This is a genomic window from Mesorhizobium sp. C395A (assembly GCF_030323205.1).
GTDB lineage: Bacteria > Pseudomonadota > Alphaproteobacteria > Rhizobiales > Rhizobiaceae > Mesorhizobium.
Genome location: NZ_CP100473.1, coordinates 4307313 through 4333728 on the forward strand (window position 1 = coordinate 4307313; position 26416 = coordinate 4333728).

22 protein-coding genes, 1 tRNA gene and 1 pseudogene are annotated in these 26416 nt (G+C 63.8%); 6 read left to right on the forward strand and 18 right to left on the reverse strand.

Going from position 1 to position 26416, the window contains the following annotated elements; genetic code table 11:
• Positions 1-5 precede the first annotated feature (5 nt).
• Complete coding sequence (locus tag NLY37_RS21110) at positions 6-1502, reverse strand: CoA-acylating methylmalonate-semialdehyde dehydrogenase (protein ID WP_023688916.1); 1497 nt, start codon at positions 1500-1502, stop codon at positions 6-8.
• 365 nt (positions 1503-1867) lie between these two features.
• Between NLY37_RS21110 and NLY37_RS21115 the strand changes: the two genes are divergently transcribed.
• The 3 genes from NLY37_RS21115 (at position 1868) to NLY37_RS21125 (ending at position 5463) form a co-directional block, all read left to right on the forward strand.
• The gene (locus NLY37_RS21115) at positions 1868-2749 is read left to right on the forward strand and encodes a LysR family transcriptional regulator (RefSeq protein ID WP_023742228.1); all 882 of its coding nucleotides are present in this window, start codon (positions 1868-1870) and stop codon (positions 2747-2749) included.
• Between the two features lie 123 nt (positions 2750-2872).
• Positions 2873-3313, forward strand: coding sequence for a phospholipase A2 family protein (locus NLY37_RS21120; RefSeq protein ID WP_023742227.1), 441 nt, complete (start codon positions 2873-2875; stop codon positions 3311-3313).
• Positions 3310-5463: a phospholipase D-like domain-containing protein gene (locus tag NLY37_RS21125; RefSeq protein ID WP_023742226.1), complete on the forward strand. Its 2154-nt coding sequence runs from the start codon at positions 3310-3312 to the stop codon at positions 5461-5463. The genes NLY37_RS21120 and NLY37_RS21125 overlap by 4 nt, the downstream gene beginning before the upstream one ends.
• Before the next feature lie 104 nt (positions 5464-5567).
• Here the strand turns inward: NLY37_RS21125 and NLY37_RS21130 are convergent, their stop codons facing one another.
• From NLY37_RS21130 to rsfS, 8 genes are all read right to left on the reverse strand, one after another.
• A complete protein-coding gene (locus tag NLY37_RS21130; RefSeq protein ID WP_286440155.1) occupies positions 5568-6824 on the reverse strand; it encodes a D-amino acid dehydrogenase in 1257 nt (418 codons plus the stop codon).
• A 93-nt stretch (positions 6825-6917) separates the two neighbouring features.
• Positions 6918-8027, reverse strand: a complete 1110-nt coding sequence (alr, locus tag NLY37_RS21135; protein WP_031246289.1) for an alanine racemase — start codon at positions 8025-8027, stop codon at positions 6918-6920.
• 270 nt (positions 8028-8297) lie between these two features.
• Entirely contained in the window at positions 8298-8813 is a 516-nt protein-coding gene (locus NLY37_RS21140; RefSeq protein WP_023704925.1) for an RNA pyrophosphohydrolase, read from the reverse strand.
• A 2-nt stretch (positions 8814-8815) separates the two neighbouring features.
• Entirely contained in the window at positions 8816-9997 is a 1182-nt protein-coding gene (locus NLY37_RS21145; RefSeq protein WP_023742224.1) for a divergent polysaccharide deacetylase family protein, read from the reverse strand.
• Positions 9998-10180: 183 nt separating this feature from the next.
• Positions 10181-11506 (reverse strand): S41 family peptidase, encoded by a 1326-nt coding sequence (locus NLY37_RS21150; RefSeq protein WP_023668701.1) that lies wholly within the window; start codon positions 11504-11506, stop codon positions 10181-10183.
• Between the two features lies 1 nt (position 11507).
• Positions 11508-12866: a murein hydrolase activator EnvC family protein gene (locus NLY37_RS21155; RefSeq protein ID WP_023742223.1), complete on the reverse strand. Its 1359-nt coding sequence runs from the start codon at positions 12864-12866 to the stop codon at positions 11508-11510.
• A 122-nt stretch (positions 12867-12988) separates the two neighbouring features.
• On the reverse strand, positions 12989-13471 hold the full coding sequence (rlmH, locus tag NLY37_RS21160) for a 23S rRNA (pseudouridine(1915)-N(3))-methyltransferase RlmH (RefSeq protein WP_023668699.1): 483 nt from the start codon (positions 13469-13471) through the stop codon (positions 12989-12991).
• A gap of 62 nt (positions 13472-13533) precedes the next feature.
• Complete coding sequence (rsfS, locus tag NLY37_RS21165; protein WP_023668698.1) at positions 13534-13911, reverse strand: ribosome silencing factor; 378 nt, start codon at positions 13909-13911, stop codon at positions 13534-13536.
• A 241-nt stretch (positions 13912-14152) separates the two neighbouring features.
• On the opposite strand from rsfS, the pseudogene NLY37_RS21170 reads away from it, so the two are divergent.
• Positions 14153-15005, forward strand: a pseudogene (locus NLY37_RS21170) (mechanosensitive ion channel family protein).
• Positions 15006-15020: 15 nt separating this feature from the next.
• Here the strand turns inward: NLY37_RS21170 and NLY37_RS21175 are convergent.
• From NLY37_RS21175 to obgE, 5 genes are all read right to left on the reverse strand, one after another.
• On the reverse strand, positions 15021-16301 hold the full coding sequence (locus tag NLY37_RS21175; protein ID WP_023742222.1) for an MFS transporter: 1281 nt from the start codon (positions 16299-16301) through the stop codon (positions 15021-15023).
• Positions 16302-16374: 73 nt separating this feature from the next.
• Positions 16375-17007, reverse strand: a complete 633-nt coding sequence (locus NLY37_RS21180; protein WP_023742221.1) for a nicotinate-nucleotide adenylyltransferase — start codon at positions 17005-17007, stop codon at positions 16375-16377.
• A gap of 201 nt (positions 17008-17208) precedes the next feature.
• Positions 17209-18495 (reverse strand): glutamate-5-semialdehyde dehydrogenase, encoded by a 1287-nt coding sequence (locus tag NLY37_RS21185; RefSeq protein WP_023742220.1) that lies wholly within the window; start codon positions 18493-18495, stop codon positions 17209-17211.
• 3 nt (positions 18496-18498) lie between these two features.
• The gene (gene proB / locus NLY37_RS21190) at positions 18499-19677 is read right to left on the reverse strand and encodes a glutamate 5-kinase (protein ID WP_023742219.1); all 1179 of its coding nucleotides are present in this window, start codon (positions 19675-19677) and stop codon (positions 18499-18501) included.
• 2 nt (positions 19678-19679) lie between these two features.
• Complete coding sequence (gene obgE / locus NLY37_RS21195) at positions 19680-20711, reverse strand: GTPase ObgE (protein WP_023693164.1); 1032 nt, start codon at positions 20709-20711, stop codon at positions 19680-19682.
• A 167-nt stretch (positions 20712-20878) separates the two neighbouring features.
• Between obgE and NLY37_RS21200 the strand changes: the two genes are divergently transcribed.
• Entirely contained in the window at positions 20879-21742 is an 864-nt protein-coding gene (locus NLY37_RS21200) for an endonuclease/exonuclease/phosphatase family protein (protein WP_023668690.1), read from the forward strand.
• 191 nt (positions 21743-21933) lie between these two features.
• Here the strand turns inward: NLY37_RS21200 and NLY37_RS21205 are convergent, their stop codons facing one another.
• The 3 genes from NLY37_RS21205 to NLY37_RS21215 all read right to left on the reverse strand — a co-directional run bounded on the left by NLY37_RS21205 (position 21934) and on the right by NLY37_RS21215 (position 23730).
• Entirely contained in the window at positions 21934-22521 is a 588-nt protein-coding gene (locus tag NLY37_RS21205) for a GNAT family N-acetyltransferase (RefSeq protein ID WP_023684119.1), read from the reverse strand.
• Between the two features lie 132 nt (positions 22522-22653).
• Complete coding sequence (gene rpmA / locus NLY37_RS21210; RefSeq protein WP_015315190.1) at positions 22654-22923, reverse strand: 50S ribosomal protein L27; 270 nt, start codon at positions 22921-22923, stop codon at positions 22654-22656.
• Between the two features lie 99 nt (positions 22924-23022).
• Entirely contained in the window at positions 23023-23730 is a 708-nt protein-coding gene (locus tag NLY37_RS21215) for a 50S ribosomal protein L21 (protein WP_023684118.1), read from the reverse strand.
• Positions 23731-24097: 367 nt separating this feature from the next.
• On the opposite strand from NLY37_RS21215, the gene NLY37_RS21220 reads away from it, so the two are divergent.
• Positions 24098-24187: transfer RNA gene (locus NLY37_RS21220), tRNA-Ser, on the forward strand.
• Positions 24188-24328: 141 nt separating this feature from the next.
• Here the strand turns inward: NLY37_RS21220 and NLY37_RS21225 are convergent.
• Complete coding sequence (locus NLY37_RS21225; RefSeq protein ID WP_023684117.1) at positions 24329-26308, reverse strand: putative bifunctional diguanylate cyclase/phosphodiesterase; 1980 nt, start codon at positions 26306-26308, stop codon at positions 24329-24331.
• Between the last annotated feature and the right edge of the window lie 108 nt (positions 26309-26416).

Genomic DNA, 26416 nt, shown 5'->3' on the forward strand with positions numbered 1-26416 from the left:
TCCGGTCAGTTCATCGTCGGGATGACGAACTCGGCACCGTCCTTGATGCCGGAGGGCCAGCGCGAGGTCACCGTCTTGGTCTTGGTGTAGAAGCGGAACGCGTCCGGACCATGCTGGTTGAGGTCGCCGAAGGACGACGCCTTCCAGCCGCCGAACGTGTAGTAAGCGATCGGAACTGGGATCGGCACGTTGATGCCGACCATGCCGACCTGGACGCGCGAAGCAAAATCACGAGCAGCATCCCCGTCACGGGTGAAGATGGCCACGCCATTGCCCATCTCATGATCGTTGGCGAGCTTGATGGCGCTCTCATAGGTCGGCGCACGCACCACCGACAGCACCGGACCAAAGATCTCTTCCTTGTAGATGCGCATGTCAGCCGTCACATTGTCGAACAGGCAGCCGCCCATATAGTAGCCATCCTCGTAGCCCTGCATGGAGAAGCCGCGGCCATCGACGACCAGCTTGGCGCCTTCCTTGACGCCGGTGTCGACATAGCCCTTGACGCGTTCCAATGCCTGCGCCGTCACCAGCGGGCCGAAATCGGCGGACGAATCCGTCGACGGGCCGACTTTGAGGCTTTCGACACGCGGGATGAGCTTTTCCATCAGCCGGTTGGCGGTGTCGTTGCCGACGGGAACGGCAACCGAGATCGCCATGCAGCGCTCGCCGGCCGAGCCGTAGCCCGCGCCGATCAGCGCATCGACCGTCTGGTCCATGTCGGCATCGGGCATGATGACCATGTGGTTCTTGGCGCCGCCAAAGCACTGCACGCGTTTTCCCGCCGCCGTACCGCGCGAATAGATGTAATGCGCGATCGGCGTCGAGCCGACAAAGCCGATTGCCTTGATATCAGGATCGTCGAGGATGGCGTCGACGACGTCCTTGTCGCCATTGACGACGTTGAGGACGCCAGCCGGAAGGCCAGCCTCGAGGAACAGTTCGGCGATGCGCATCGGCACGCCAGGGTCACGCTCGGAAGGCTTCAGGATAAAGGCGTTGCCGCAGGCCAGCGCCGGGGCAATCTTCCACAGCGGGATCATGGCCGGGAAATTGAACGGGGTGATGCCGGCAACGACGCCGAGGGGCTGGCGCATCGAATAGACATCGATGCCGGGGCCGGCGCCGTCGGTGAACTCGCCCTTCATCATGTGCGGCGCACCGATGCAGACTTCGACGACTTCGAGGCCGCGCTGGATGTCGCCCTTGGCGTCGGCGATGGTCTTGCCGTGCTCGCGCGCCAGGAGATCGGCCAGTTCGTCATAGTCGCGAGCAACCAGTTCAAGAAACTTCATCAGCACGCGCACACGCCGCTGCGGGTTGGTCGCAGCCCATTTGATCTGTGCTTCCTTGGCGTTCAGCACAGCCGCACGCAGTTCCGCCGGCGACGCCAGCGCCACCGTGCCGCGCACCGAGCCGTCCATGGGCTGCATGACGTCCTGCTTGCGCCCGCTGGTCCCGGCGACATGCTTGCCGCCGATGAAATGACCGTATTCGATCATGGATTCTCTCCCTGAGTTTGTGATGAAGCATTCAACGCCTTTGCAGGCGCGAAGGCAACGCGAGGGGAAACGCAACCGTTGTGCAAGAAATAGACAACGAAGGACGAGTGTGCATTAATTGCCGCAAATTACAGATTGCTGAAAGGCCCGAAGGTTGCGCTCCGTCACACCCCCCTCTGTCCTGCCGGACATCTCCCCCGCAAGGGGGGAGATCAGATGTGGCCGCCGCCTTCGCAAATCTTCAACGCAGCAAAAGAGACGCAGGTGGCGGAGCTGCCAATCTCCCTCCTTGCGGGGGAGATGGCCGGCACGCCAGAGGGGGGTGGGCGGGAACGCCGCGTTCGCCGCTAGCCCGGACCACCCCCATGAACTGGGATGACGTCCGCATCTTCCTCGCCGTGGCCCGCGCCGGGCAGATCCTTGGCGCCGCCAAGCGGCTGGAACTCAATCACGCCACCGTCTCGCGCCGCATCGCAGCGCTTGAGGATGCGTTACGGACAAAACTGTTTCGCAGGCTTACCACCGGCAGCGAGCTGACGCCGGCCGGCCAGCGCTTTCTCGACATTGCCGAGCGCATGGAAGCCGACATGATCGCCGCGCGCTCCGCCGTGTCGGGCGAAGGCGACGATATCTCAGGCACGGTGCGCATCGGCGCGCCCGACGGGTTTGGCGTTGCATTCCTCGCCACGCGTCTTGGCGCGCTGACCGCGCTGCACCGCGAACTCACCATCCAGCTGGTGCCGGTGCCGCGTTCCTTCTCGCTGTCGCGGCGCGAGGCCGACATCGCCATCACCGTCGAGCGGCCGAGCGAAGGCAGGCTGGTGGCGGGAAAGCTGGTCGACTACACCCTCGGCCTGTTTGCCTCGCGCGACTATGCGCAGGCGCACGGCTTACCCGAGACCGCTGCCGAACTCGGCCAGCATACGCTGATCGGCTATGTCCCAGACCTGATCGTCAGCCCGTCGCTCGACTATGCGGCGGAGTTCAGCCCGGACTGGCGCGCCAGCTTCGCCATCTCCTCAGCGCTGGGCCAGGCCGAAGCGGTGCGCTCGGGCGCTGGCATCGGCATCTTGCACACCTTTGTCGCCTGCTCGATGCCGGAGCTGATCCCCGTCGACATCGTGACGCCTATCCGCCGCGCCTACTGGCTGGTCTATCATGAATCGGTCCGGCCGCTGCGCCGCGTGCAGATCGTCGCCAACTTCATCACCAAGGCGGTCGAGAGAGAGCGCGGGCTGTTTGTCTGATGGCCGCGCCGCCTTGCCCTCGCCACAAAATCGGCCAGTGTGGCAACAAGCGCGATGTCGCCTATCATTAAGGATTGGCTGCGCCGGGTGGGACACTTTTTTGCAAAGCTGGTGCGGATCAAAATGCGAGCGGTGCTCGCCATCTTGCCATTTGTCGCGCTTCCCGCCTGCGCCAATCCATGGACCGAAGTTCCGGAAGCCGAACTGCCCAAGCCGGTCCGCATCGCAATGGCCCGCCCGTCGCCTTTCGTCTTCGGCAATTATTGCGGTCCCGGCACCCGCACCGGCGACCTCTCGGCTCGCCCTGTCAATCGCCTCGACAGCGCCTGCCAAATCCATGACGCCTGCTACATCGCGCGCCATAATCATTGCGATTGCGACGGCGCGCTCGTCGCCTCGGCAAAGGCGATCCGTGATGACAAGACAGCGCCGAAAAAGATGCGCGGCGAGGCCGAGCTTTTGATCGCCACTTTCGCGCTTCCCGTCTGCAAGGTGTTTCCGCAAGGCTTCCTGCCGCCGCGCGATCCGGCTGAACTGAAGACGATGAACGGTGCGACCGGATGAACCGCGCCATCTGCCTGGCCTTGGCCGGGCTGGGGCTGGCGGCCCTTGCCGGTTGCGCCGCCCCGATCCGGCACAGCTGCGATTTCTTCCCCGATGCGAAGGATTGCGGCCGGCCGTCGGTATCGGCCGGCACGCCCGGACCGCAGACTGCAGCAGCAGCGTTTTTCGGCGATGCCGGTGCCAGCGACTATGAAAGGCAGTTTCTGGCGCTGCTCGCCCACAACCAGATCGGGGCCATCGACAGGGCGAACGGCACCGGTCCGTTCGGACATGACCGCCACGCCATCGCCAACCGCGATTTCCAGGCCACCTACCGGACGCTGGAACGGCTGGCGAAGCCGGTTACCGCCGAACAGATGCCGGCAGTGAGCGGCACAGCCGGCGAAGGCCATTTCAACGGCCGTTGGCGCGTGTCGCGGCAGACGCTCTATGTCGACGCCGCCGCGCGGCCCTCCGCGCCAAAGACGTTCAGCTTTTCCGGCCTGCAGGCGCGCTCGGTCGAGGTCGTGCTGCACCAGTCGGGCCAGCAGCCAGTCGACATATCAGGCGCCTGCGACGGCGCGCTGGCGATTCGCGCCGGCGGTGGCTCGCGCAGCGTGGCGAGCGGCGCCGCCTTCCGGCTCCGCCTGTCGGCCGGGCAAACCGCCAGCCTGTTCCCCAGCGATGGCCTGAACCGCTGCAGTCTCAAGCTCAGCTCCAGCCTGGCGCCGACAGGCGCCCCGCTCACCATCCTGCGCGAAGAGGTTGCCTATCCGGCGATAGCCGCGCTCGACAGCCGCTACGAGCGTTGTCCAGTGCCCGGTCCATCCGGCCTGGATGAACTCGCCCGCGTCTTCTATGCCGGCCGCTGGCTGTCGCAGACCTGTTCGCTGCCACTCGGGTCACCGCGCCTGTTACGCAAGTCGCGCGACGGCTTCAACGCCAAGGTCGAAGCGCTGCTCGGCGCGCCTTTACCCGACAGCGCCTTCGACAAGGCCGACCCCGAACTGCCGCTCGATTTCTCGCGCGCGCCGAAACTCAAGCTGGTCTATCTGTCGTCGCTGGAGTTCAAGGCCGATTTTTCCGGCCGCGTCATCGAGCGGCTGATCCGCCATCACGCAGCCCTCGGCACCAAAGTGCGCATCATGGTCACAGACGTGCTGGAGCGCGACAAGGACGATGCCCTGCTGCACCGGCTGGCGGCCGATTATCCCAATGTCGAGTTGCAGGAATATCGTTGGCGGGCCGACCACGGCGCGCCGGTCGACGAGCAACTGTCACAGCTGCACAAGACCCATCACGTCAAGATGCTGGCGACACTTGCCGAGGATCCCGCCCGCTCGCGCGTCATCATCGGCGGCCGCAACATTCATGACGGCTTCCTGTTCCACAAGCCGATCGACCTGTCGCGCTATCCGAACCTCGAGCAATACGGCAAGACCGACGGCCTCTCGCTCAACTACTATTCGAACTGGAGCGATTTCGACATCGAGTTTGCCGACCCGGCCACGGTCGAGACGCTGGCCGCGCATCTCTCGACATTGTGGCTGCGCGACGCCGACGCCAACATCGCAAGACCCTTCTCCATTCCGGTGCGCTCCGACAGCCGGCGCCCGCCGGGCACGGTGCGCCATTTCATTTCCGTGCCCTACGAGGACAACCATGCGCTCGAGACCTATTTCGTCGAGCTGATCGACACTGCCCGGCACCATATCGAGATCGTCAATCCCTACCTTAATTTGACGCCGAAGCTCAGCCTGGCCATCGAGCGGGCGCTGGCGCGCGGCGTCAGGATCGACATTGTCGGCCGCATCGACCTCAAGGGCGATATTGGCGGCAAGCTGCTGACCGCGCTCAACAAGCTGTTCGTCAAGAAATATGGCGACCGCATCAACATCCGCGAATTCAAGGCGCCCGATGTCGTGCTGCACTCCAAGATCATGATGATCGACGAAAGGCTGGTGACGATCTCGTCGGTCAATCTCAACAACCGCAGTTTCTTCCACGATCTGGAGAACGGCATGACGGTGCTCGACCCTGCCTTCTACGCCAGGATGCAGCCGGTCTACGACGACTATGTCGCCCATTCGAATCCGGTATCGACCAAGGTAATGATCCCCTGGGCCTACCGATGGCTGTTCTCGAAGGGTTGGGTGAAGGAGGCGTTTTGAGGGGCTGGCGAGGCTGAAGGAATGCCGTTCTGTAGCGATCCTTTACACCCCCTCTGTCCGGTAGGACAGAGGGGGTGCTGGCCCGCGAGCTTTAAAAAGCACCCCTACCTCAAATACCGCTCCGGCCCCAGCTCCCGCACATCGATATCAGGCACCTTGCTGGAGATGATGTCGGACAGCACCTTGGCCGAGCCGCAGGCCATCGTCCAGCCAAGCGTGCCGTGCCCGGTGTTGAGATAGAGGTTGGAGAACTCGGTGCGGCCGACCAGCGGCGACCCGTCCGGCGTCATCGGCCGCAGCCCGCACCAGAAGGACGCCGCCTTGAGGTCGCCGCCATCCGGGAACAGATCGCCGACCGAATGTTCGAGGGTGCGCCGGCGCGATTCATGCAGCCTGAGATCGAAGCCGGAAATCTCCGCCGTGCCGCCGACGCGGATGCGGTCGCCGAGCCTGGTGATCGCCACCTTGTAGGTTTCGTCCATCACCGTCGACACCGGGGCGGCGACCGCGTCCTTGATAGGAACGGTGATCGAATAGCCCTTGACCGGATAGACCGGGATCGGGCGCCTGAGCAGGCGCATGAAGCGCGCCGAATAGCTGCCCAGCGCCAGCACATAAGCGTCGGCCGCGCGCGAGCGCTGGTCGGTGCCGACGCTGACGATGCGATTGCGGTTCTTGGAGAAGCGCCGGATCTGCGTGCCGTACTCGAACGTGACGCCGCGCGCCACGCAGAGCTCGGCCAGCCGATCGGTGAACATCTTGCAGTCGCCGGTTTCGTCGCCGGGCAATCTCAGCCCGCCGACAAACTTTTCCCGCACGCCGGCCAGCGCCGGCTCGGCCCCAATGCAGCCTTCGGGATCGAGCAACTCGTAGGGAACGCCATATTTCTTCAGCACCTCGACATCGCCGCCGGTGCCGTCGAGCTGCTTTTGCGTGCGAAACAGCTGCAGCGTGCCCTTGGTCCGCTCATCATAAGCGATGCCGGTCGCCTCGCGCAGCGCCTTCAGCGTGTCGCGGCTGTATTCGGCGAGCGGCACCATGCGCGCCTTGTTGATGGCATAGCGATCCGCGGTGCAATTGCGCAGCATCTTGATGAGCCATGTCCACATATACGGATCGAAGGCCGGCCGCACCACCAGCGGGCCGTGCTTCATCAACAGCCACTTGATTGCCTTCAGCGGAATGCCGGGGCCGGCCCAGGGCGAAGCATAGCCCGGCGAGATCTCGCCGGCATTGGCGAAGCTGGTTTCCAGCGCCGGCCCTTTCTGGCGGTCGAATACCGTAACCTCGTGGCCGGCCTCAGCGAGATAATAGGCAGTGGTGACCCCGATAACGCCGCCGCCCAACACGAAGATCTTCATCGCATCACTCTCCACGACGACTTCCGTCAGAGGGCCGCCGCCTCCTGTCTGCCGGATTCTGCGGCGTCCGCCAAGGGGCGGCGTGTCGCGGCTCTATTCGTTGATATAGCGGCGGTGGAAGCGGGGGCCGAGACTGGTCAGGATTTCATAACCGATCGTGCCGGCATGACCGGCGGCGTCATCGACGCTCTGCGAGGGGCCTAGGAGTTCGACAAGGTCGCCCTCGCGCAGCCGGCCGGCCGGCAGGGCCGAGATGTCGAGTATGATCGAATCCATCGACACCCGCCCGACAAAGGGCAGTCGCACGCCGTCGAGCCAGGCAGCCGAAGCCGCGCGCCGGTGCCAGCCATCGGCATAGCCGAGCGAGATCGTGGCCGCGCGCAAGGGACCGCTGGCCAGAAACGCATGTCCGTAGCCGACGCCAGCACCCTTATCGATGCTGCGTGTCTGGATGATCTTTGCCTCGATCCGCACCACCGGCAGCATCGGGTTCGCCTCATCAGGCGTCGGATTGATGCCGTAGAGCGCAGCGCCCGGACGCGCGAGGTCGTACTGATAGCGCGGCCCAAGAAAGATGCCGGAGGAATTGTCGAGCGACGCCGGCGCCTTGGGCAGCATTTTGCGCAGCCGTTCGAACTCTTTGAGCTGCGCGTCATTGGCCGGATTGCCCGGCTCGTCGGCGCGGGCCAGATGGCTCATGACGAGGACGACATCGACGCCGGCGAAAGCATCGGCCGTAAGCGCCTCGACCTCTGCCGGCGCCATGCCCAGCCGCGACATGCCGCTGTCGACCTGGATGGCGGCCTTGAGCTTGCGGCCGGCCTTCTGGCCGGCTTTGCTCCACGCCGTCAATTGTCCGCCACTGTTGATGACGGGAACAAGGTCGGCAGCCACCGCTTCGGGTTCCGAGCCCGGCGGCAGCCCGTTCAGCACATGGATTTCCAGCTTCGGTCCGAGTGCGTCGCGCAGCGCGACACCCTCGGTGAGATGCGCGACAAAGAAGCTGTCGCAGCCTTCGGCAACCAGTGCCGCCGCCACTTGCCGCGCGCCGAGCCCGTAACCGTCGGCCTTGACGACGCCGGCGCAGCGCACGCCGCCGAGCTTTGCCTTGAGCCGCCGGTAATTCTCTCGGATAGCGCCGAGATCGATGGTGAGAATGGCGCCGGCCGCCGCTTCGCTGATCGTATCTTTGGCTTTATGCATCGCAGACCCGCTGAAGTCGGCGCTGCCCCTCATTGTCCTGCCGGATATCTCTCCCTATCCCTATACGGGGAATTGAGGAGCGGTCGGCGTAAAGCGGACGAAAAGCCAACTGCTTGGCTTTTCGAGTGACGAAAGCCGGCAGGCGGGTGAGGGGCAGCCCAGACGCTGCGCTAAGAGGCCATTGCCCGGCGTCGTTCATATGGGTCTCGTGGCTGCGGGTGTCCCGATCAATAAAGCACGAATCAGGTGCCGTGCGAACCGTCACATCAGCTAGGCTAGATGACGGAACGCCGCCACCACATCCTCATAGACCTTCCGTTTGAACGGCACGATCAGATCGGGCAGGTCCTGCATCGGCCGCCATGCCCATTCATCGAATTCGGCGGTGTGGCCGCCCGGCGGCGGATTGATCTGGATCTCTCTGGTCTCGCCGTGAAAGCGGTAGGCGAACCATTTCTGCGTCTGGCCGCGATAGCGGCCCTTGAGGGCGATGCCGACCAGATCGGGCGGCAGGTCGTAGTTGATCCAGTGCGGCGCCTCGGCCAGCAGCGTGACCGAGCGCATGCCGGTCTCTTCATAGAGCTCGCGTCCGGCCGCCTGCAGCGGCTCCTCGCCCTCGTCGATGCCGCCTTGCGGCATCTGCCAGAGCTGCGTGGTCCCGGCAAATTCGCTGTCCGGTTCGGCGATGCGGTGCCCGACCCAGACCAGCCCGTCGCCATTGAGGATCATCAGCCCGACACAGGGGCGGTATGGCAGCGTCTCGGGGTCGACAGGTTTCTTCGTCATGATCAGCCTTTTTCCGGGTCGATGGCCACCGCCGAGATCGGCACGATCTCGATGCCGCGCTTTTTTGCTTCGACCACCCACGACGCCACGGTATCGACGGTGAGGTCGAAGGCCGAGCCGATGCCGACGGCGGAGCCTTTGGCACGCGCGGTCGCTTCCAGCGCGTCGAGCTTTTTCAGGATGGCGCCGCGGTCCTGCACGGCGTCGATTGCCGTATCGCCGGCGACGAACGGCACACCGTCCTTCAAGGCGAGATCGGACGCCAGGCTCCGCGCGGACGAGCCGTCATCGACATAGGCAAGGCCGCGCTTGCCAAGCTCGGCCATGAACGGCCCCATCGCTGTCGCGTCGGCCGAAAAGCGCGCCCCCATATAGTTCATGACGCCGGTATAGTTGGTGGTCCGCGACAGCGCCCAGCGCAGATTCTTCAGATTGTCGTCCGGGCTTGCCGCCACTGTCAGCGTGTTGCGGCCGGGATTGACGTTGGGATAGTCGAACGGTTCGAGCGGCACCTGCATGACCACCTCATGCCCGCGCTGCCGTGCCGCCTGCATCCAGCGGCCGATGCTGTTGCCTTGCGGCGCAAAAGCCAGCGTCACTTCGGCCGGCAGCTTGGCGATCGCGGCCTGCGTGCCGGTCTGCGACACCGCAAGCCCGCCGATGACGATTGCCACGCGAGCGCCGCGCGAACCCGACCACGGCCGTGCATAGACATCGAACGGCCGCCGGCCGTCAGCGGCGCGAACCGGCAACGGGCCGGTGTCGCTGGCCTCGATCAGCGCCCTGTCGGGGATATGCGCGATCTTCAGGTTCTGGCCGATCGTCGACGGGTCGTGGATGACGATGGCTGCATTGGGCGGGCCATCACCCTCCTGGGACTGCACATGGATGATCTGCGGACCGCTGGCCTTGGGCGTTTCCGCCTTCGGCGCTGCCGCCGTCGCTTGAGCAGTGGGCGCTGCGGCCGCGGGCTCGGCCGCCGCCGTCACCTTCGGCGTCGAGACCGCGATTGCTTCCGGTTTGCGGAACGGCTTCTCGCGCAGCGCGATCGCGCCGGAGATGCCGACCGCGGCCAGCACGACCAGCGTCGCCGCGACGGCGCCAGCGCTGATCCCGCGCGACGCAGCACGCGGTCGGGCGGCCTGTCCGAGTGGGCGTTCGATGTCCTTGCCGCTGTCAGCCAAGCCGCATCCCCGGGCGCATGATCGGCGAAATCTTTTCGCCATGCGCAGATCCAAAACTGACGGCGCGTCCCCTGCGCCTTTTGAGGCACAGCGCCCAGCTGCCCCCGAATCAAACTGCCGGAACCTCACGGTCCCGGCAGCATTGCATCGCTTCGATTGGGCAGCCAGAGCTACCAGTCGATTTTACTGGTTAAGCACTGCCTTCTCCGGATTCGGCGGGAATGCCGGATCGGTCTTCTGGCCGCGCAGCAGCTGTTCGGCATAGATCAGCTGCAGATCGTCCTTCGGATCCGGCGGCACATAGGCAGCCGAGCCCGAGCCGGTATCGCTCTCGTCGGCCCCCTTGATGTGGCCCTTGAGGTCAGATTCACCGCGCGTCAGGTCCCTGCCCTGCAGTTCGGGCGGCAGCGGCTGGTCGACCTTGATGTCGGGCGTGATGCCCTTGCCCTGGATCGACTTGCCGGACGGCGTGTAATAGAGCGCCGTCGTCAGGCGCAGCGCGCCGTTCTCGCCAAGCGGGATGATGGTCTGCACCGAGCCCTTGCCGAATGACTGCGTGCCGACCACTGTGGCGCGGCGCAGGTCCTGCAGCGCGCCGGCGACGATCTCGGAGGCGCTGGCCGAACCGCCATTGACAAGCACGATCAGCGGCTTGGCGCCGATGTCGTCGCCTGCCTTGGCGTCGAAGCGTGTGACGTCCTTCGGGTCGCGGCCGCGGGTCGAGACGATCTCGCCACGGTCGAGGAAGGCGTCGGACACGCTCACCGCCTGGTCGAGCAGGCCGCCCGGGTTGAGGCGCAGATCGAGCACATAGCCCTTGAGCTTGTCGTTCGGCACCTGCTTCTTGATCGTGTCGATGGCGTTCTCGAGGTCGTCATAGGTCTTTTCGGTGAAGGAGGTGATCTTCATGTAGCCGATGTCGTTCTCGACCCGGAACTTGACCGCCTTGACCTTGATGATATCGCGCACCACCGTCAGCTCGATCGGCTTGTCGGCGCCTTGGCGCAGGATGGTCAGCTTGATCGGCGTGTTGACCAGGCCGCGCATCTTTTCGACCGCATCGTTGAGCGTCAGGCCGCGAACCTCTTGGCCGTCGATCTTGGCGATATAGTCGCCGGCCAGCACGCCTGCCTTGGCAGCCGGGGTGTCGTCGATCGGCGTGATCACCTTGACCAGATCGTTCTCCATGGTGACCTCGATGCCGAGGCCGCCGAACTCACCCTTGGTCTGCACACGCATGTCCTGCGCCTGCTCGGCATTCATGTAGGAGGAGTGCGGATCGAGCGAGGTGAGCATGCCGTTGATGGCGTTTTCGACCAGCGACTTGTCGTCCGGCGGCGTCACATACTGCGCCCGCACGCGCTCGAAGATGTCGCCGAAGATCGCCAGTTGCTTATAGGTCTCGGAGCCTGCAGCGTTCGCCGTCGAGCCGGGCGCGCCATAGACCAGGCTCATCGCTGACGCGCCCATCAGCGCACCGGCAATAAGAAGCGACAGTTTCCGCATCATTTCACGTCCTTCCAGAGAAGCGGTCCGCCCACCATGGGGTCGGATCGACGGGTTTTCCATCCTTGCGGAACTCGACATAGAGTTCCGGCGTGGCATTTCCATTCCTCGAGGCCGAGGTGCTTGCCACCCGGGCCTCTCCCATCGCGCCGACCGGCTCTCCTGCGAGCACCGACTGGCCAGACGCGACGCTGATTCTGCTCATCCCCGCCAGGACGACATGATAGCCGTCTCCCGCATTGAGGATCAAGAGTTGACCATAAGAGCGAAAAGGCCCCGCATAAAGCACATTTCCGTCCGCTGGTGCCGTGACGATGGCTCCCGATTGTGTCGCAACCATGTCGCCAAGCATCACCGCGCCGTTACCGTCATCGGCCCCGAAACGCAGCTTGATCTTGCCGGTGACCGGCAGCGAGACTTGCCCCTGAAGTGCCGAAAACGGCGCGGCGGCGGTGAGGCGGTTGCCTTCCGGCACGGGCAGCGAAGCCAGTTCCGTCGACGCGGTTGTGCCTGCATCGGCGTTATCGGCGTCGGGCTTATCGCTGTCGGCCGCTTTCTGCTCGCCTGCCTTGACGGCATCCGCCGCCTTGCGGCTCTTGTCGGCTTCAAGCGAAGCGATCAGCTCTTTCAGGCTGCCGGCCTTGGCCGCAAGCGCCTGGGACCGCTCCTTTTCAGCGGCCATCGCCGTCCAGGTGTCCGCCTCGAGCTTCCGCTTGGCTTCGAGCAGCATGGAGAGGCGTTTCTTTTCCGCCGTCTGCTCGCCGACCGCAGCCGTCAGCCGCGTCCGCTCGGCCTCGATCGAGGCCGTCACCCGGGTCTGTTCCCTGAGGTCGGCCAGCAATTTGTCGGTCTGCTGGCGCAGTTCCGGAACCACTGCGCCGAGCAGGATGGCGCTGCGCACCGACGACAGCGCGTCTTCCGGCTTGACCAGGATCGCCGGCGGCGGATTGAGCCCCATGCGCTGCAGCGCGCCCAGCACCTCGGCCAGCACGTCGCGCCGCGCCGCCAGCGAGACACGGATCTTCTGTTCCTCGCCCTTCAGTCCTTCGAGCCTGGCGCCGATATCCTCGATGTCCTGGCCGAGCTTCTGCTCGGTCATAGCCGACTGGATAAGCGCCGCGGTGATCGAGGCATGGTCCTTCTTGACCGAAGCAATGTCGGCGGCGAGCTTGGCCAGCCGTTCGGACGACAGCGTGATCTCGGCCGACACCTTCTCATATTCGGCACGGCTCAGATCGGGGTCGGGCGCCACGTCCAGCGTATTTTCGGCCCGTGCAAGCCCGAGCGACAGCAAAACCACCGCCGCAGCGATGCCGCAGCGCGCGTGCCGGAAGCCCGTTCGTGATTTCCCGTTGTCAGCCATTGAAGCCCGACTCTATGCGTGGCTTCGTTAACGAACCATCAACCATGATCGAACCGAAGCCTAGCACAAAACAGCCGCGCATTGGGGCGGAAATCCGGACGATTGACCCTCGACCCACTGATTTACGAACGGTGGTAGGGATGTCCCGAAAGAATCGTTGCCGCCCGATAGAGCTGCTCGCCCAGCATGACACGCACCAGTTGGTGCGGCCAGGTCGCCGCGCCGAACGAGACCATCAGCTCAGCCTGATCGCGAATCGACTGGTCGTGCCCGTCGGCGCCGCCAATGGCGATGACCAACGCCTTGCGTCCGCCATCGCGCAGCTGGCCGATACGGCTGGCGAAATCGTCTGAGGACAGGTTTTTGCCGCGTTCGTCGAGCAGGAACAGCGCCGTGCCCGGCTGCAGCTGTGCCTGCAGCTTCTGGCCTTCCTCGCGGCGGCGCTCATTGGCGTTCTGGGCTCGTCCCTCGGCGATCTCGGCGACACCAGAGAATTCAAACCCGATCGCCGGGCCGCTCTTGGCGAAACGCTCGAAATAGCGGTCGGCGAGCTCTCTCTCGGGGCCGGCCTTCATCCGGCCCACGGCATGAACTGCTATCTTCATCCCTGCCTCGGCGAGCTTTCAATCCATGTCGCACCCAGGATGGTTACGACATGAGACGAAGCTCAGTGCAAGGTCTCTTCCTCGAGGTCCGGCGCCTGCCACATCTTTTCAAGATTGTAGAATTCGCGGACTTCTGGGCGGAAGACATGGACGATGATGTCGCCTGAATCGATCAGGACCCAGTCGGCGCCGGACAGCCCCTCGACGCGCGCTGTGCCGAGACCGGCATCCTTGAGCGCCTTGAGGAGGTGGTCGGCGACAGCCGAGACATGACGGTGCGACCGGCCCGACGCGATGACCATATAGTCGCCGAGGCTCGATTTCCGCTGAATGTCGATTGAGACAATATTTTCGGCCTTGGAGTCTTCCAGACTGGCAAGGACTGTCTTGATGGCACGGGACACGGCGTCATCTACGCTGATCCTGGCCGGCGAAGGCATGATGTCAGCCTTCTTCCGCAATGCTGTTCTCAGTGTATTTCCTTTCGCAGCAAGAACAACCAAATCACCCACGAAATCAGGTGACACCCTATAGATAGGCAGAGTTCCCTTGCAGTTTCAAGACGGGAGGCCCTGCCAGCGCGAACGCGGTGCACGTCTTCCGGTTCCGGCGCCTTGAGAAAAATCGGAACCCATGGCCGCGGCAGGGGTTATCGACACACCCCCCAAACGGATTTTCCTGATGCCAATCGACCCCCAGAACACGCTTCTCACCGTGCAGGCTGGCGTTGCGCAACTCAGCACGCTGATCGTTTCCTTTTCCTTCTCCGCCATCGGCGCCATCATCCTGCTGGTCGTCGGCTATCTCGTCGCCGGGCTCGCAGAACGATCGATCTCAGCCGGCCTCGGCCATATCCATGGTCGACGCGACGCTGCGCCATTTCTTCTCGAAGATCGTGCGCTACGCCATCCTGATCCTGGTGGTCATCATGGTGCTCGGCCAGTTCGGCGTTCAGACGGCCTCGATCATCGCCGCCATCGGCGCCATCGGGCTGGCAATCGGCCTGGCGCTGCAAGGCACGCTGCAGAACATCGCCGCAGGCATCATGCTTCTGGCGCTCAGGCCATTCCGCATCGGCGAATATGTCGAGGTCGGCGCCATTTCCGGCACCGTCGAGGAAATCGGCCTGTTCGCCACCAAGCCCCGAACGACAGACGGCGTCTATGTGCTGGCGCCCAATTCGACGCTGTGGAACCAGCCGGTGCGCAATTTTACCCGCAACGGTGTGCGCCGCGGAGACATCACGCTGAGCATCGGCTCCTGGAACGACATCGACCTGGCGCAGAAAACCATGCTGGGCGTTGCCGGCGGCGAGCGCCGCGTCAAGCGAGAGCCGGCGCCGATCGCCTTCGTCGCCACGGTGGGCGATGCCAGCGTCGCCATCACCTTGCGCTACTGGACCACGGCGGCGGATTTCTTCGCCACCCAGATCGATCTCACCAAACGCGTCAAGCAGGCGTTCGACGCCGAAGCCATTTCGGTTCCCGCACCTCCGCCGGAGGCTCGACAGGAAACTGCCGCCACCAGGCAGTAGGAGCTGTGAAACCGTTCAGCGCTTATCTTCCGGGGCGTAGGCGAGCTCCACCGGCAGCGGCGCCTGCGCCGACATCGGCGCGAAACTGCTGGTCTCCGTAGCGGGGACGGCGCGCGTGGTGGCCACTCGCCACAGCACGAACAGGCAGAAGACAGTGGCGATGACGATGGCCACATAAATGAAGGCCTGCGTGCCATAGACAGCCGACAGGGCCGTCACGATACCCGGCACGATGAACCCCGACAGCGACCAGGCAAACAGCAACGAACTCGACAGCGCCACCATGTCGTCCTTGCCGGCGCGGTCGGCGGCATGCGCGCTGGCCAGCGAATAGATCGATTCCGAGGCGCCGTCCCAGACGATGTAGATCACCACGAGCACCATCAGCGCGCCGCCGTCGAAGCCGATGGCCAGAATACCGGCGACGATGGCCAGTGCCGCAGCGCCGGCCAGCACGTAACGGCGATCGGTACGGTCGGAAATCCAGCCGAGCGGTATCTGCAGGATCAGCGTGCCGACGGGCATCGCCGACAAAAGCAGCGCCACATCGGCCTGGCTATAGCCTTTGGCCGTGGCATGGATCGGTGCGAACCCGGCGATCGCCATCGACAGACCGCCGACGGCCAGCATGCCGGCCACGCCGACCGGCGAGATCCGCCAGGCGCGGCCAAGCGCCACGGAGGCTGCGCGAGGTGGCGGCGGTTGAGCCAACCGCGTCATGCCGACCGGCAGGATCGACACTGCGGTGAAGGCAATGCCGATCAGCGGCGCCTGCGCCGTCGCGATGTCGACCGCCGCCAGCAGGGCATAGCCGACGCCAAGTCCGGCGACATAGGCGACGTAAAACACCGCCATCACCCGGCCGCGAATGGCGTTTGCGACGGCATCGTTGAGCCAGCTCTGGGCGACGATGAACAGGCCGCATATTGCAAAACCGTAAAGCGCGCGCGCCGCGATCCACAGCAGCGGGTAGGTGCCGGCGCCAATGGCAGCATTCGACAGCGCTATCAGCGCCGACAGCACCATGAAGGCGCGGGCGTGCCCGACGCGGCGCACCAGCGGCCCGGTCAGGATACAGCCGGCAAGTCCGCCGGCAGACAGGCCGGTGATGATCAGCCCGGCCCAGGTCGGATCGAAGCGCTCGACGCCAAGCCGGACCGGGATATAGGCGAACATCAACCCGTTGCCGACCGCGATCAGCGCCATCGACACGATTACGCTGGCAATGGCGATCACGGGCGCCGGCGGGGCGCCATGATTGGGGCCGATGTCGGTCTGGTTCACTGAAGTGGCCATATCCGGCGCAGCATCGCCCAGCCAATCGCGAAAGGCCGCCGTAAAAGCGACATCGGCGATCTGGCCTTACGAGTTACCCCTTGGCTTGCTTGCGAATAGCACTCGATGACAGCGACGAACGCGGGCCGTGAATAAAAGTCCAGGCCGGCGCCTTCATGCGGGCGAGCCGGGGCGCGTCACCCTCGTCGACGCGGGCATAGTCGAAGGTTTTGGCCACGACCGAGGACAGGAAGGACAGCGTCGCGCCCGGGCGGTCGATGACGGCGATCGGGAAGGTCATGACGATCTGGCGCCAGCGCTGCCAGCGGTGGAAATCGCGAAGCGAGTCGGCGCCCATGATCCAGACGAAATCGACGCCGGGATTGCGTGCCTTGACCAACGCCAGCGCGTCGGCGGTGAAGCGGATATGATGCGCCGCCTCGAAGGCGGTGACCTTGATCTTCGGGTTCTTGGCAATCTGCTCCGACTGCAGCAGCCGGTCGCTCAGCGGCGCCAATTCCCTCGTGCTCTTCAGCGGATTGCCTGGCGTCACTATCCACCACAATTGGTCGAGCGCGAGGCGCCGCAAGGCAATTTCCGCCACCAGCGCATGGCCGGCATGCGGCGGGTTGAACGATCCGCCGAACAGGCCGACGGCGAGGCCTTTCTCGGCATGCGGCATGCGGAGGTAGTGCGAGGGGATGGCGGGCTGAAGGGACGACAGCATGGTGCTAGGCACCCCCCTCTGCCCTACCGGGCATCTCCCCCGCAAGGGGGAGATCAGCAGCTTCGGCAAAGGCACTTTTCTTGCAACGTTAGTGATTGGCGAAAGCGGAAGAAAAAGCTGATCTCCCCCTTGCGGGGGAGATGTCCGGCAGGACAGAGGGGGGTGTCTGGGCTCAATGCCTCAAGCCCTGACGCGAATGATTCAAGGCCTCACCTGTCCCGACCCGCGCACGCGGTATTTGAACGAGGTCAGCTGTTCGACGCCAACCGGTCCGCGCGCATGCATCTTGCCGGTGGCGATGCCGATCTCGGCGCCCATGCCGAACTCGCCGCCATCGGCGAACTGGGTGGAGGCATTGTGCAGGAGAATCGCCGAGTCGATCTCGTTGAAGAAGCGCTGCACAGCCTCTGCATCCTCGGCGATGATCGCCTCGGTGTGATGTGAGGAGAACGTCTCGATATGGTCGATGGCACCGGCAATCCCGTCTACCACCTTTACCGCGATGATGGCGTCGAGATATTCGGTCACCCAGTCGGCATCGGTCGCCGGCTTGGCGTCGAAGAACAGCTTCATCACTTCCTGATCGGCATGGATCTCGCAGCCGGCTGCGCGTAGCGCGTCGAGGATCGGCACCAGATGCGTGGAGGCCACCGCGCGGTCGACCAGCAAAGTCTCTGCAGCGCCACAGACACCGGTGCGCCGCATCTTGGCGTTGACGGCGATCCTGACCGCCATGTCAAGATCGGCCGAGCGGTCGATGTAGAGATGGCAGATGCCTTCAAGATGGGCAAAGACCGGCACCCGCGCCTCGCTCTGGACGCGCCCGACCAGGCTCTTGCCGCCCCGCGGAATGATGACGTCGAGATTGCCGGAAAGCCCTTTCAGCATCTCACCGACGGCGGCGCGATCGGTGGTCGGCACCAGCTGGATGGCATCCTCAGGCAAACCAGCGGCCTTCAGGCCCTCGACCAGGCAGGCATGGATGGCGGCGGATGAATTGAGCGAGTCCGAGCCGCCGCGCAGGATCACCGGATTGCCGGCCTTGAGGCAGAGTGCGCCGGCATCCGCCGTCACATTCGGCCGGCTTTCATAAATGACGCCGACAACGCCGAGCGGCGTGCGCACGCGCTCGATCTGCAGGCCGTTGGGGCGATCCCAGGCCGCGATCACATCGCCGACCGGGTCCCTGAGCTCGGCGATTTCACGGATGCCATCCGCCATGGCACGGGTGCGCGCCGGATCGAGCTTCAGCCGGTCCATGAACGAGCCGGACAATCCCGATTCGTGGCCATTCGAGACATCGATGGCGTTGGCGTCGAGAATGTCCTGCTCACGCGAAATGATCGCGTCGGCCATGGCGACGAGTGCGGCATTCTTGGCGGCGGCGGTCGCAATGGCCAACGGTCGGGCGGCCGCGCGGGCGCGGCGGCCGATATCAGCCATCAGCGCGACGGTGTCATCCCCGGATTGTTCATGCAGTTTCAGCATGGCTCATCCTCCGCTTACGTCGCCCCCGGCCCATAGCTGGCCGGCAGGCCGTATCTGGCCACCCGGATCGCTCACCACCAGATCGTCCCTGTGGATCATCGCCGAGCGCGCCTCGTAGCCGAGCACGGTTTCGATCTCCGCTGTCTTCAGGCCTGCGATCCTTACGGCATCGGCGGCATCGTAGGCAACCAGCCCGCGCGCGATCTCGCGTCCCTCGGGCGACAGGATCGCCACCGTGTCGCCGCGCGAGAAATTGCCGCTGACCAGCCTGACGCCTGCCGGCAGCAGCGATTTGCCCGACAACAGCGCGCCGATGGCGCCGGCATCGACCGTAAGCCGGCCCGCCGGTTCGAGCTGGCCTGCGATCCAGGTTTTGTAGCCTTTCACCGGGTTGGGGCTTGGTTTGAAGAAGGTGGCGCGCTCGCCACGTTCGATCGCCATTAGCGGCGACAGCCTGGTGCCCGAGGTGATGATCATGGCGGTGCCGGCGGCGGTGGCGATCTTGCCGGCATCGAGCTTGGTGCGCATGCCGCCGCGCGACAGTTCGGAAGCGGCCGCCCCCGCCATTGCTTCGATATCGGGTGTAATGCGGTCGACCACCGGAATGAATTTCGCAGCGGGATCGCGCGCCGGCGGCGCCGTATAGAGCCCGTCAATGTCGGAGAGCAGCACCAGCAGGTCGGCGCCCATCATGGTCGCCACGCGTGCCGCCAGCCGGTCATTGTCGCCATAGCGGATTTCGGAGGTCGCCACCGTGTCGTTCTCATTGATGACCGGCACCGCCTTCATCTTGAGCAGCGTCGAGATCGTCGCGCGGGCATTCAGATAGCGACGGCGCTCTTCGGTGTCGCCCAGCGTCAGCAGGATCTGGCCCGATTTCAGCGAACCCTTGCCCAGCGCATCCGACCACGCGCCGGCCAGCGCGATCTGGCCGACGGCCGCAGCCGCCTGGCTTTCTTCCAGCTTCAGCGCCCGTTTGCCGAGACCGAGAATGGTGCGGCCGAGCGCAATGGCGCCGGACGATACGACCAGGATCTCGGCGCCGCCATTGGCGAGCACCGCAATATCCTCGGCAAGCGAGGCAAGCCAGTCGCGCTTCAGGCCGCTGGTGCGGTCGACCAGCAAGGCCGAACCGATCTTGACTGTGATGCGCCGGTATTTTGTCAGCGATTGCGCCGTCATCGCTATTGGTCCCAGCGGGTCTCGACGGGAGCGGCAGCCCTGTCGCGCGCTTCGCCGACAACCGCCATCAGCGCCCGCAGCACCGCTTCGACGCCCTCGCCGGTGGCCGCCGACAGCAGCATCGGCGCGCGGCCGGCAGCGCGTTTGAGCGACGCAACCTTCTTCTTGCGCTCATCGGCGTCGAGGATATCGACCTGGCTCAGCGCCACGATCTCGACCTTCTCGATCAGCCCATTGCCATAGGCATCCAGCTCGGCGCGCACGGTCTTGTAGGCCTTTCCAGGATTTTCCTCCTGCGCCGAGACCAGGTGCAAAAGCACACGCGTGCGCTCGACATGGCCGAGGAACCGGTCGCCGATGCCGACACCCTCATGCGCGCCCTCGATGAGGCCCGGAATGTCGGCGATGACGAATTCGCGCGCATCGATGCGGGCAACGCCGAGACCTGGATGCAGCGTGGTGAAGGGGTAGTCGGCGATCTTTGGCTTGGCCGCGGTGACGGTTGCCAGAAAAGTCGACTTGCCGGCATTTGGCAGCCCGACCAGGCCGGCGTCGGCAATCAGCTTCAGCCGCAGCCAGACATTCATCTCTTCGCCGGGCTGGCCGGGATTGGCGCGGCGAGGCGCCTGGTTGGTCGAGGTCTTGAAATGCTGGTTGCCGAAACCGCCATTGCCGCCCTTGGCCAGCAGGAAGCGCTGGCCGACCACGGTCAGGTCGCAGATCAGCGTCTCATTGTCCTCGGCAAACACCTGGGTTCCGGCCGGCACCTTGAGCGTCACATCGGCGCCCTTGGCGCCGGTCATGTTGCGGCCCATGCCGTGGACACCAGTCTTGGCCTTGAAATGCTGCTGATAGCGATAGTCGATCAGCGTGTTGAGACCGTTGACCGCTTCCAGCCAGACATCGCCGCCGCGGCCGCCGTCGCCGCCATCCGGGCCGCCGAACTCGATGAATTTTTCGCGCCGGAACGACACAGAGCCGGCGCCACCGTCGCCGGAGCGGATATAAACCTTGGCTTGATCGAGAAATTTCATTGGACTACGCAGTTTCTGTTGGCCTTGCGGCTTTGCTCTAGATCTTGCGCCTTGCTCTAAACCAAGGCGCGGCCAAGGGCGAGGCCGTTTTGCGACTAAAGCGCCGGATGCCCTTTTGTCGGGGACGCGGTAGCAGTGTTCGCGGACGGAGCTTGAGGGGCGCGGGAATGAAGGTTGTGAGCTACAACATCCAGTACGGTATCGGTCTGGATGGCCGCTACGATCTCGGCCGCATCACCGAGGCGGTTCGCGGCGCCGACGTGATCGCGCTGCAGGAAGTGACCCGCAACAATCCGAGGAACGGCAACCGCGACATGGTCGCCGAGATCGGTGAGGCGCTGCCCGAATATTTTGCCGCCTACGGCAGCAATTTCGAGGTCAATGTCGGCTCGCGCCTGGAGGCCGGCCGCGCCATCACCACCACTTTCCAGCTCGGCAACATGGTGCTGTCGAAGACGCCGATCCATCTGTCGCGCAATCTGCTTTTGCCGCGCAGCCGCAGCCTTGAGGCGATGAACTTCCAGCGCGGCGCACTCGAGGCGCTGGTCGAGACCCCGCTCGGCTTCATCCGCTTCTATTCCACGCATCTCGACCATCGCAGTCCGGTTGAGCGCGCCAGCCAGATCCGTTTCCTGCGCCAGCGCCTGTTGAACTATGCCTTCGAGGGCGGCGGTCTCTCCGGCATTCCCGAGATCGGCCTGCCGGACCTGCCCTATCCCGAAGCCTTCATCGTCATGGGCGACTTCAACATGCTGCCCGGCTCGCCCGAATATGTCGAACTCGTCGGCCGCCCGGACCATGAATTCGGCATGCCCTTGACCGCCGATCTCGCCGTCGACGTCGCCCAGCGCCTGAACACACCAGACGTCGTCACCTGGGTCGATCCCACGCGACCCGAAGACACAAGCCGCCACAAGCGCATCGACTACATCTTTACCTCGGCCTCGCTCGCCGGATCGCTGAAGCGCCTGTGGGTCGACCCGCAAGCGGTCGGTTCGGACCATCTCCCGATTTGGGTCGAGATGGGCTGAGTTGAGCCCGATCCACAACCAACGTTTCCAAACCTGTCGTTTGGAGGCACGCGCCTAGGTGTTGAGATTCAGGTCAGGCCGAGCCGAAAACACTGGTTTTCGAGAACCGGAGCGGAGTGTACTTAAGTACGTGCACCGGAAGCGCATAAGACCCGCGTTTGCAGGCCGGCCTCACCTGAATATCAAAACACCTAGAAATGCACCCAGTTTCGAAGACTGATCCAGGTCTTTCTGTCCAGCCGGTACCGCTCGACCGGCACCTGGCCGGCGACGATCGAGTTCAGCATGCCCTGGCCGGCATACTGGAAGCCGCATTTGTGGATGACCCGGCGCGAGGCCGGATTGATCACCCGCGTCGAAGCCTGCAGCACGTGGATCGACGTCCGTTGGAAGGCAAGGTCGACCAACGCGTGCGCGGCCTCCGTCGCATAGCCGCGCTTCCAATAGGGCTCGCCGATCCAGTAGCCGAGTTCCAGCCCTCGATCGGTCATGTTGAGGCCGGCGCAGCCGACGAAAATATCGGTGCCGGCGAGCGTCAGGGCGTAGGCGATGCCGGCCCGGCGCGACCGGGTCATAGCCAGGAAGGCGCGTGCCTCGGCCTCGCCATAGGGGTGCGGCATGCGGGCCAGCATCTCGGCGACGTGACGGTTGTCGGCAAGCTCGACCAGTTGCGCGATGTCGGCTTCACACGGGGCGCGCATCACCAGCCGCTCCGTGGCCAGCACCGGGCAATCTATCGCGTAACTTTCGTCTTCGGTGTCTTCCGCTTCGGCAACCATTCGACGTCCTCCAGGCAAGAAAAAAGGGGAGATGGAAAACCCATCTCCCCTGATCCTTTTCCTGGCTCCATTCACTGGTTTGGCCAGACACCGGTTCCCGAGATGGGCGCCGGTTTTATAGTGCGGAACCGGCTACTCCGCGGCTTTGGTAATCGGGTTGACCGATACGTAGGTTCGGCCGTTGGCTTTTTTGTTAAAGGTGACTGCGCCGGTCTCGAGCGCAAAAAGGGTGTGGTCCGTGCCCATGCCGACATTGACGCCGGGATGCCAGGTGGTGCCGCGTTGACGGATGATGATGTTGCCCGGGATGACGGCTTCGCCGCCGAACTTCTTCACGCCCAGACGCTTGGAATGCGAGTCGCGACCGTTGCGCGACGAGCCGCCAGCTTTCTTGTGTGCCATCTAACTAACTCCGATGCGCCCTGGGGCGCTTGAATGGTCTTATGAACGCGTTCGCGTTCCGTTTCAAGTCCGATCCGGCGACCTTGTCGCCGGTTCGTTTTACTTCTTCGCCAGTTCCTTGGCCTGCTCGCGCCAGTCGTTGATCTGGTCGGTGCTGAAGGGCATGTGCGCGTCGATCTTGGCCACGTCCTTGTCCGACAGCTTGGCAAGCTGGGCGAAGGTGGTGATGCCCTGCTCGTGCAGCTGGCCGGCGGCAACCGGGCCGATGCCCTTGATCACGGCCAAATCGTCCGGCTCGCCCTTCGGCGCCTTGAACAGCGGCGCGGCGACGGCGGCCTCCGTCTTGGCTTCATCCTTCGGAGCAACCTCGGCTTTGGCTTCCTTCTTCGCCTTGGCTTCCTTCGTCGCGGCCTCGGCCTTCGCCTCGGGCGCTACGTCAGCCTTGACTTCCTTGGCTTCCACCTTGGCTGCGGCCTTCTTGGAAGGCTTGGCGCCACCCAGCAGGATCTCGGCGATCCGCACGGTGGTCAGAAGCTGGCGGTGGCCGATCTTGCGGCGCGAATTCTGCCGGCGGCGCTTCTTGAAAGCGATGACGGTGCGGTTCTTGCCCTGCTCGACGACTTCCGCCGTGACCAGAGCGCCATCGACGAACGGGGCGCCGAAGGTGACATTTTCGCCTTCGCCATGGGCGAGGACGCTGCCGATTTCGACGATATCGCCGACATTGGCTTCGAGCTTCTCGATCTTCAGGAGATCGTTGGCGGCAACGCGATACTGCTTACCGCCCGTTTTAATGACTGCGAACATTTTTTGCCTTTCGCTGTTCGGTCGGCCTCGATGAGCCGCGTCACGCGGTTCGGCCGTCTTTTTGTCAGTCTGCGGGTTCGAAAAACAAGCGGCGTGGAAGAACCCTCCACGCCGATTGCGCGCTTCCCCTAACCGAAGGTTCGGTACGAGTCAAGGCAAACGGCCGGATTCCTTGGCCATGCGGCCTCCTTGCCGCGCCCGATCCCTCTGGTCGAGACCGGTTGGCCTATCTGCCGACGTGGCCGCGGCGCAGCCCTCCCGGCAAAGCCCGCACAGGAAGCTGAATTTCCCCGCGGATTTGGCCTTGTAACCTGCCCGCCCAGCCGTTATCTAGTGCGCCGCGCCGGCAACGGCCGACCATGACCGCGGAGAGGTGGCAGAGTGGTCGAATGCACCGCACTCGAAATGCGGCATGGGTGCAAGCCCATCGGGGGTTCGAATCCCTCCCTCTCCGCCACCCTACGCCCTGCGGGCTTCGGGTGGCAGGCCACCCGGAACCGCATCTGGGCGTAGGAGTGTCGCCCGAAGCTACGAAGTAGCGTAGGGGGGACCGGAACGAAGCAGGATGCCCTCCGAAGCTTCAGCGTAGAGGCTGCCGCTAGGCAACAAGGCCTTGCCTTATTTGGTTAACCTCTTCGATCGGGACTGGATGCCCGGTGAGGAAGCCCTGCATCAAATTTACCCCCAGGCGCTGCAGCAATATGTACTGCTCCTCCGTTTCGACGCCCTCGGCGAGCACGACATGGCCGAGATTGCGAAGCAGCCCGACCATGTCCCGCAACAGGCTCAAGCCACGAGACGTCTGGCAATCGTGGAGGAAGCTGCGATCAATCTTGACCACGTCGAATTTGAAGCGGCGGAGCCATGTCAAGCCGGCAAATCCCGTTCCGAAGTCGTCCAGCCAGATCTGAACGCCGAGTTTTCGCAACCGCTCCACGTTTCTTACCGCTTGCGCCTCCAGAAAGATGTCACTGCCTTCGGTGATTTCGATGGCCAGTTTCTGGGGCGCAAGGCCGTGCCTGCCAAGAATCTCGGTGATCCGGAGTGAAAAGTTAGGAGCCTTGAGCTGAAGAACGGAGACGTTCACCGTCACGACCGAGCCCAATCCGTATTCCGCCATGTCACCGCAGGCTCGATCGATCAGCCACGTACCCAGTTCCACGATCGCTCCGGTCTGCTCGGCAACGGGTATGAATACGGACGGACTGATCATGGTGCCGTCGAAGTCGCATACCCGCATCAGACTCTCGTGGCCCAGCACGCGTCCCGACGCCAGCTCGCGAATTGGCTGGTAGGCGACAGAAACGAGCTGGTTGGAAACTGCCACCTTCAGCAGTTCTGAAAGATTTTCGCCGGAGCGATCCTGGCTGGTGGCATGCGGGTCGTAAATCGTGAACGTAGCCCGACCGGCAAACTTGGACGCGTAGAGCGCGCGGTCAGCTTCCTGCAGCAGGATTCTAAGCTCTATGCTCTGATCGGCGCGCGTCAACGACGCCCCGGCACTGATCGTTACGATGTTGAGCTTGTCGCCCCGATCAGGGTGGTAGATATCCAAATCCTCTACAGCGCGACAGAATTTCTTCGTTATCTCATGAAGGTGAGCCCGCCCGGTGACCTTGCAGAGAATGACGAATTCTTCTCCGCCATAGCGGGCCGCGATGGCGTTGTTGGCAGCCGCCATCTCGGAGAGGACATGGGCGAGTTTGATCAGGCAATCGTCGCCGGCCTGATGACCAAGTCCGTCATTGAACCTTTTGAAGTAGTCGACGTCGATCAGAATGAGCCCTATCTCGTCGTCGTCCGCGGCCCAGTCTTCGCGCAGCTCCGAGAATTCTCGAATGATCGCCCTGCGGTTCTTCATTCCCGTGAGCGGATCGGTGTCGGCGATTTCGGTTAGCTTTTGCCCCTTCTTGATAGCAGCCTGCTCCTGGAATTGTGCCCGAAGCGCGTGCAGGAAGGTCTGGTAACGCTCCAGGCTCAGCCGCCACGAAAGATAAAGCGACAAGACGAGGCAGTTCACGAAATAGGCCGACAACACGACCCGACCGGCGATGTCGGCCTGAAGGGAGAACATCGCGGCGTACACAAAGCTTGCGGCGACCGTCGCGGAGGCAAGGGCTGAAAGCCAAAAACGGAAGTTGAAGAACAGATTCGCACCCAGGATGAACACGGTGCCAAAAACCATGAAATGGGAGAGGGCATCCTGATGCTCTGTTCCAACAGCGGAGACGAGCCACCCAAGGGCACCGGATACAATCGCCAGCGCTGCTACAAGGTGCAAGGTGGCAAGGGCAAAGCCCCGTCGGGCGACAAATTCGACAAGCGCCAGGGAAGTGATCCCTAGCGTAACGCGCGTCAAAACAAGCCGGCCGGCGATATCCGGAAAAAGAAACCAATCGAAAAGGCCATAGGCCACATAGCTGAATACAGCAGCCGCAATACCCCATCGCACAAGGCTGCGATTCTCATCGGCATCCTTCTGCAGGAACAGTGTCAGGAGTTCCGGATCGGCGGAATGCCACCGCGGACGTCCAATCGCTGCCGCCACCTTCTGGGCAACGTCCTCGCTCAGTTGCATCGCAACGCTCCTCCGCGATCTGCAGTAGCGAATGCAACAGCCGACGTCGCCTGCGGTCGGGGAATGAAGACGTCCCTGTCCGCAAGAAAAGTCAGATGTCGCTAACCG

Coding starts and splice junctions, on each gene's coding strand:
- NLY37_RS21110 (WP_023688916.1), bottom strand. CDS start 1,502: ATGATCGAATACGGTCATTTCATCGGCGGCAAGCATGTCGCCGGGACC.
- NLY37_RS21115 (WP_023742228.1), top strand. CDS start 1,868: ATGAACTGGGATGACGTCCGCATCTTCCTCGCCGTGGCCCGCGCCGGG.
- NLY37_RS21120 (WP_023742227.1), top strand. CDS start 2,873: ATGCGAGCGGTGCTCGCCATCTTGCCATTTGTCGCGCTTCCCGCCTGC.
- NLY37_RS21125 (WP_023742226.1), top strand. CDS start 3,310: ATGAACCGCGCCATCTGCCTGGCCTTGGCCGGGCTGGGGCTGGCGGCC.
- NLY37_RS21130 (WP_286440155.1), bottom strand. CDS start 6,824: ATGAAGATCTTCGTGTTGGGCGGCGGCGTTATCGGGGTCACCACTGCC.
- alr (WP_031246289.1), bottom strand. CDS start 8,027: ATGCATAAAGCCAAAGATACGATCAGCGAAGCGGCGGCCGGCGCCATT.
- NLY37_RS21140 (WP_023704925.1), bottom strand. CDS start 8,813: ATGACGAAGAAACCTGTCGACCCCGAGACGCTGCCATACCGCCCCTGT.
- NLY37_RS21150 (WP_023668701.1), bottom strand. CDS start 11,506: ATGATGCGGAAACTGTCGCTTCTTATTGCCGGTGCGCTGATGGGCGCG.
- NLY37_RS21155 (WP_023742223.1), bottom strand. CDS start 12,866: ATGGCTGACAACGGGAAATCACGAACGGGCTTCCGGCACGCGCGCTGC.
- rlmH (WP_023668699.1), bottom strand. CDS start 13,471: ATGAAGATAGCAGTTCATGCCGTGGGCCGGATGAAGGCCGGCCCCGAG.
- rsfS (WP_023668698.1), bottom strand. CDS start 13,911: ATGCCTTCGCCGGCCAGGATCAGCGTAGATGACGCCGTGTCCCGTGCC.
- NLY37_RS21175 (WP_023742222.1), bottom strand. CDS start 16,301: ATGGCCACTTCAGTGAACCAGACCGACATCGGCCCCAATCATGGCGCC.
- NLY37_RS21180 (WP_023742221.1), bottom strand. CDS start 17,007: ATGCTGTCGTCCCTTCAGCCCGCCATCCCCTCGCACTACCTCCGCATG.
- NLY37_RS21185 (WP_023742220.1), bottom strand. CDS start 18,495: ATGCTGAAACTGCATGAACAATCCGGGGATGACACCGTCGCGCTGATG.
- proB (WP_023742219.1), bottom strand. CDS start 19,677: ATGACGGCGCAATCGCTGACAAAATACCGGCGCATCACAGTCAAGATC.
- obgE (WP_023693164.1), bottom strand. CDS start 20,711: ATGAAATTTCTCGATCAAGCCAAGGTTTATATCCGCTCCGGCGACGGT.
- NLY37_RS21200 (WP_023668690.1), top strand. CDS start 20,879: ATGAAGGTTGTGAGCTACAACATCCAGTACGGTATCGGTCTGGATGGC.
- NLY37_RS21205 (WP_023684119.1), bottom strand. CDS start 22,521: ATGGTTGCCGAAGCGGAAGACACCGAAGACGAAAGTTACGCGATAGAT.
- rpmA (WP_015315190.1), bottom strand. CDS start 22,923: ATGGCACACAAGAAAGCTGGCGGCTCGTCGCGCAACGGTCGCGACTCG.
- NLY37_RS21215 (WP_023684118.1), bottom strand. CDS start 23,730: ATGTTCGCAGTCATTAAAACGGGCGGTAAGCAGTATCGCGTTGCCGCC.
- NLY37_RS21225 (WP_023684117.1), bottom strand. CDS start 26,308: ATGCAACTGAGCGAGGACGTTGCCCAGAAGGTGGCGGCAGCGATTGGA.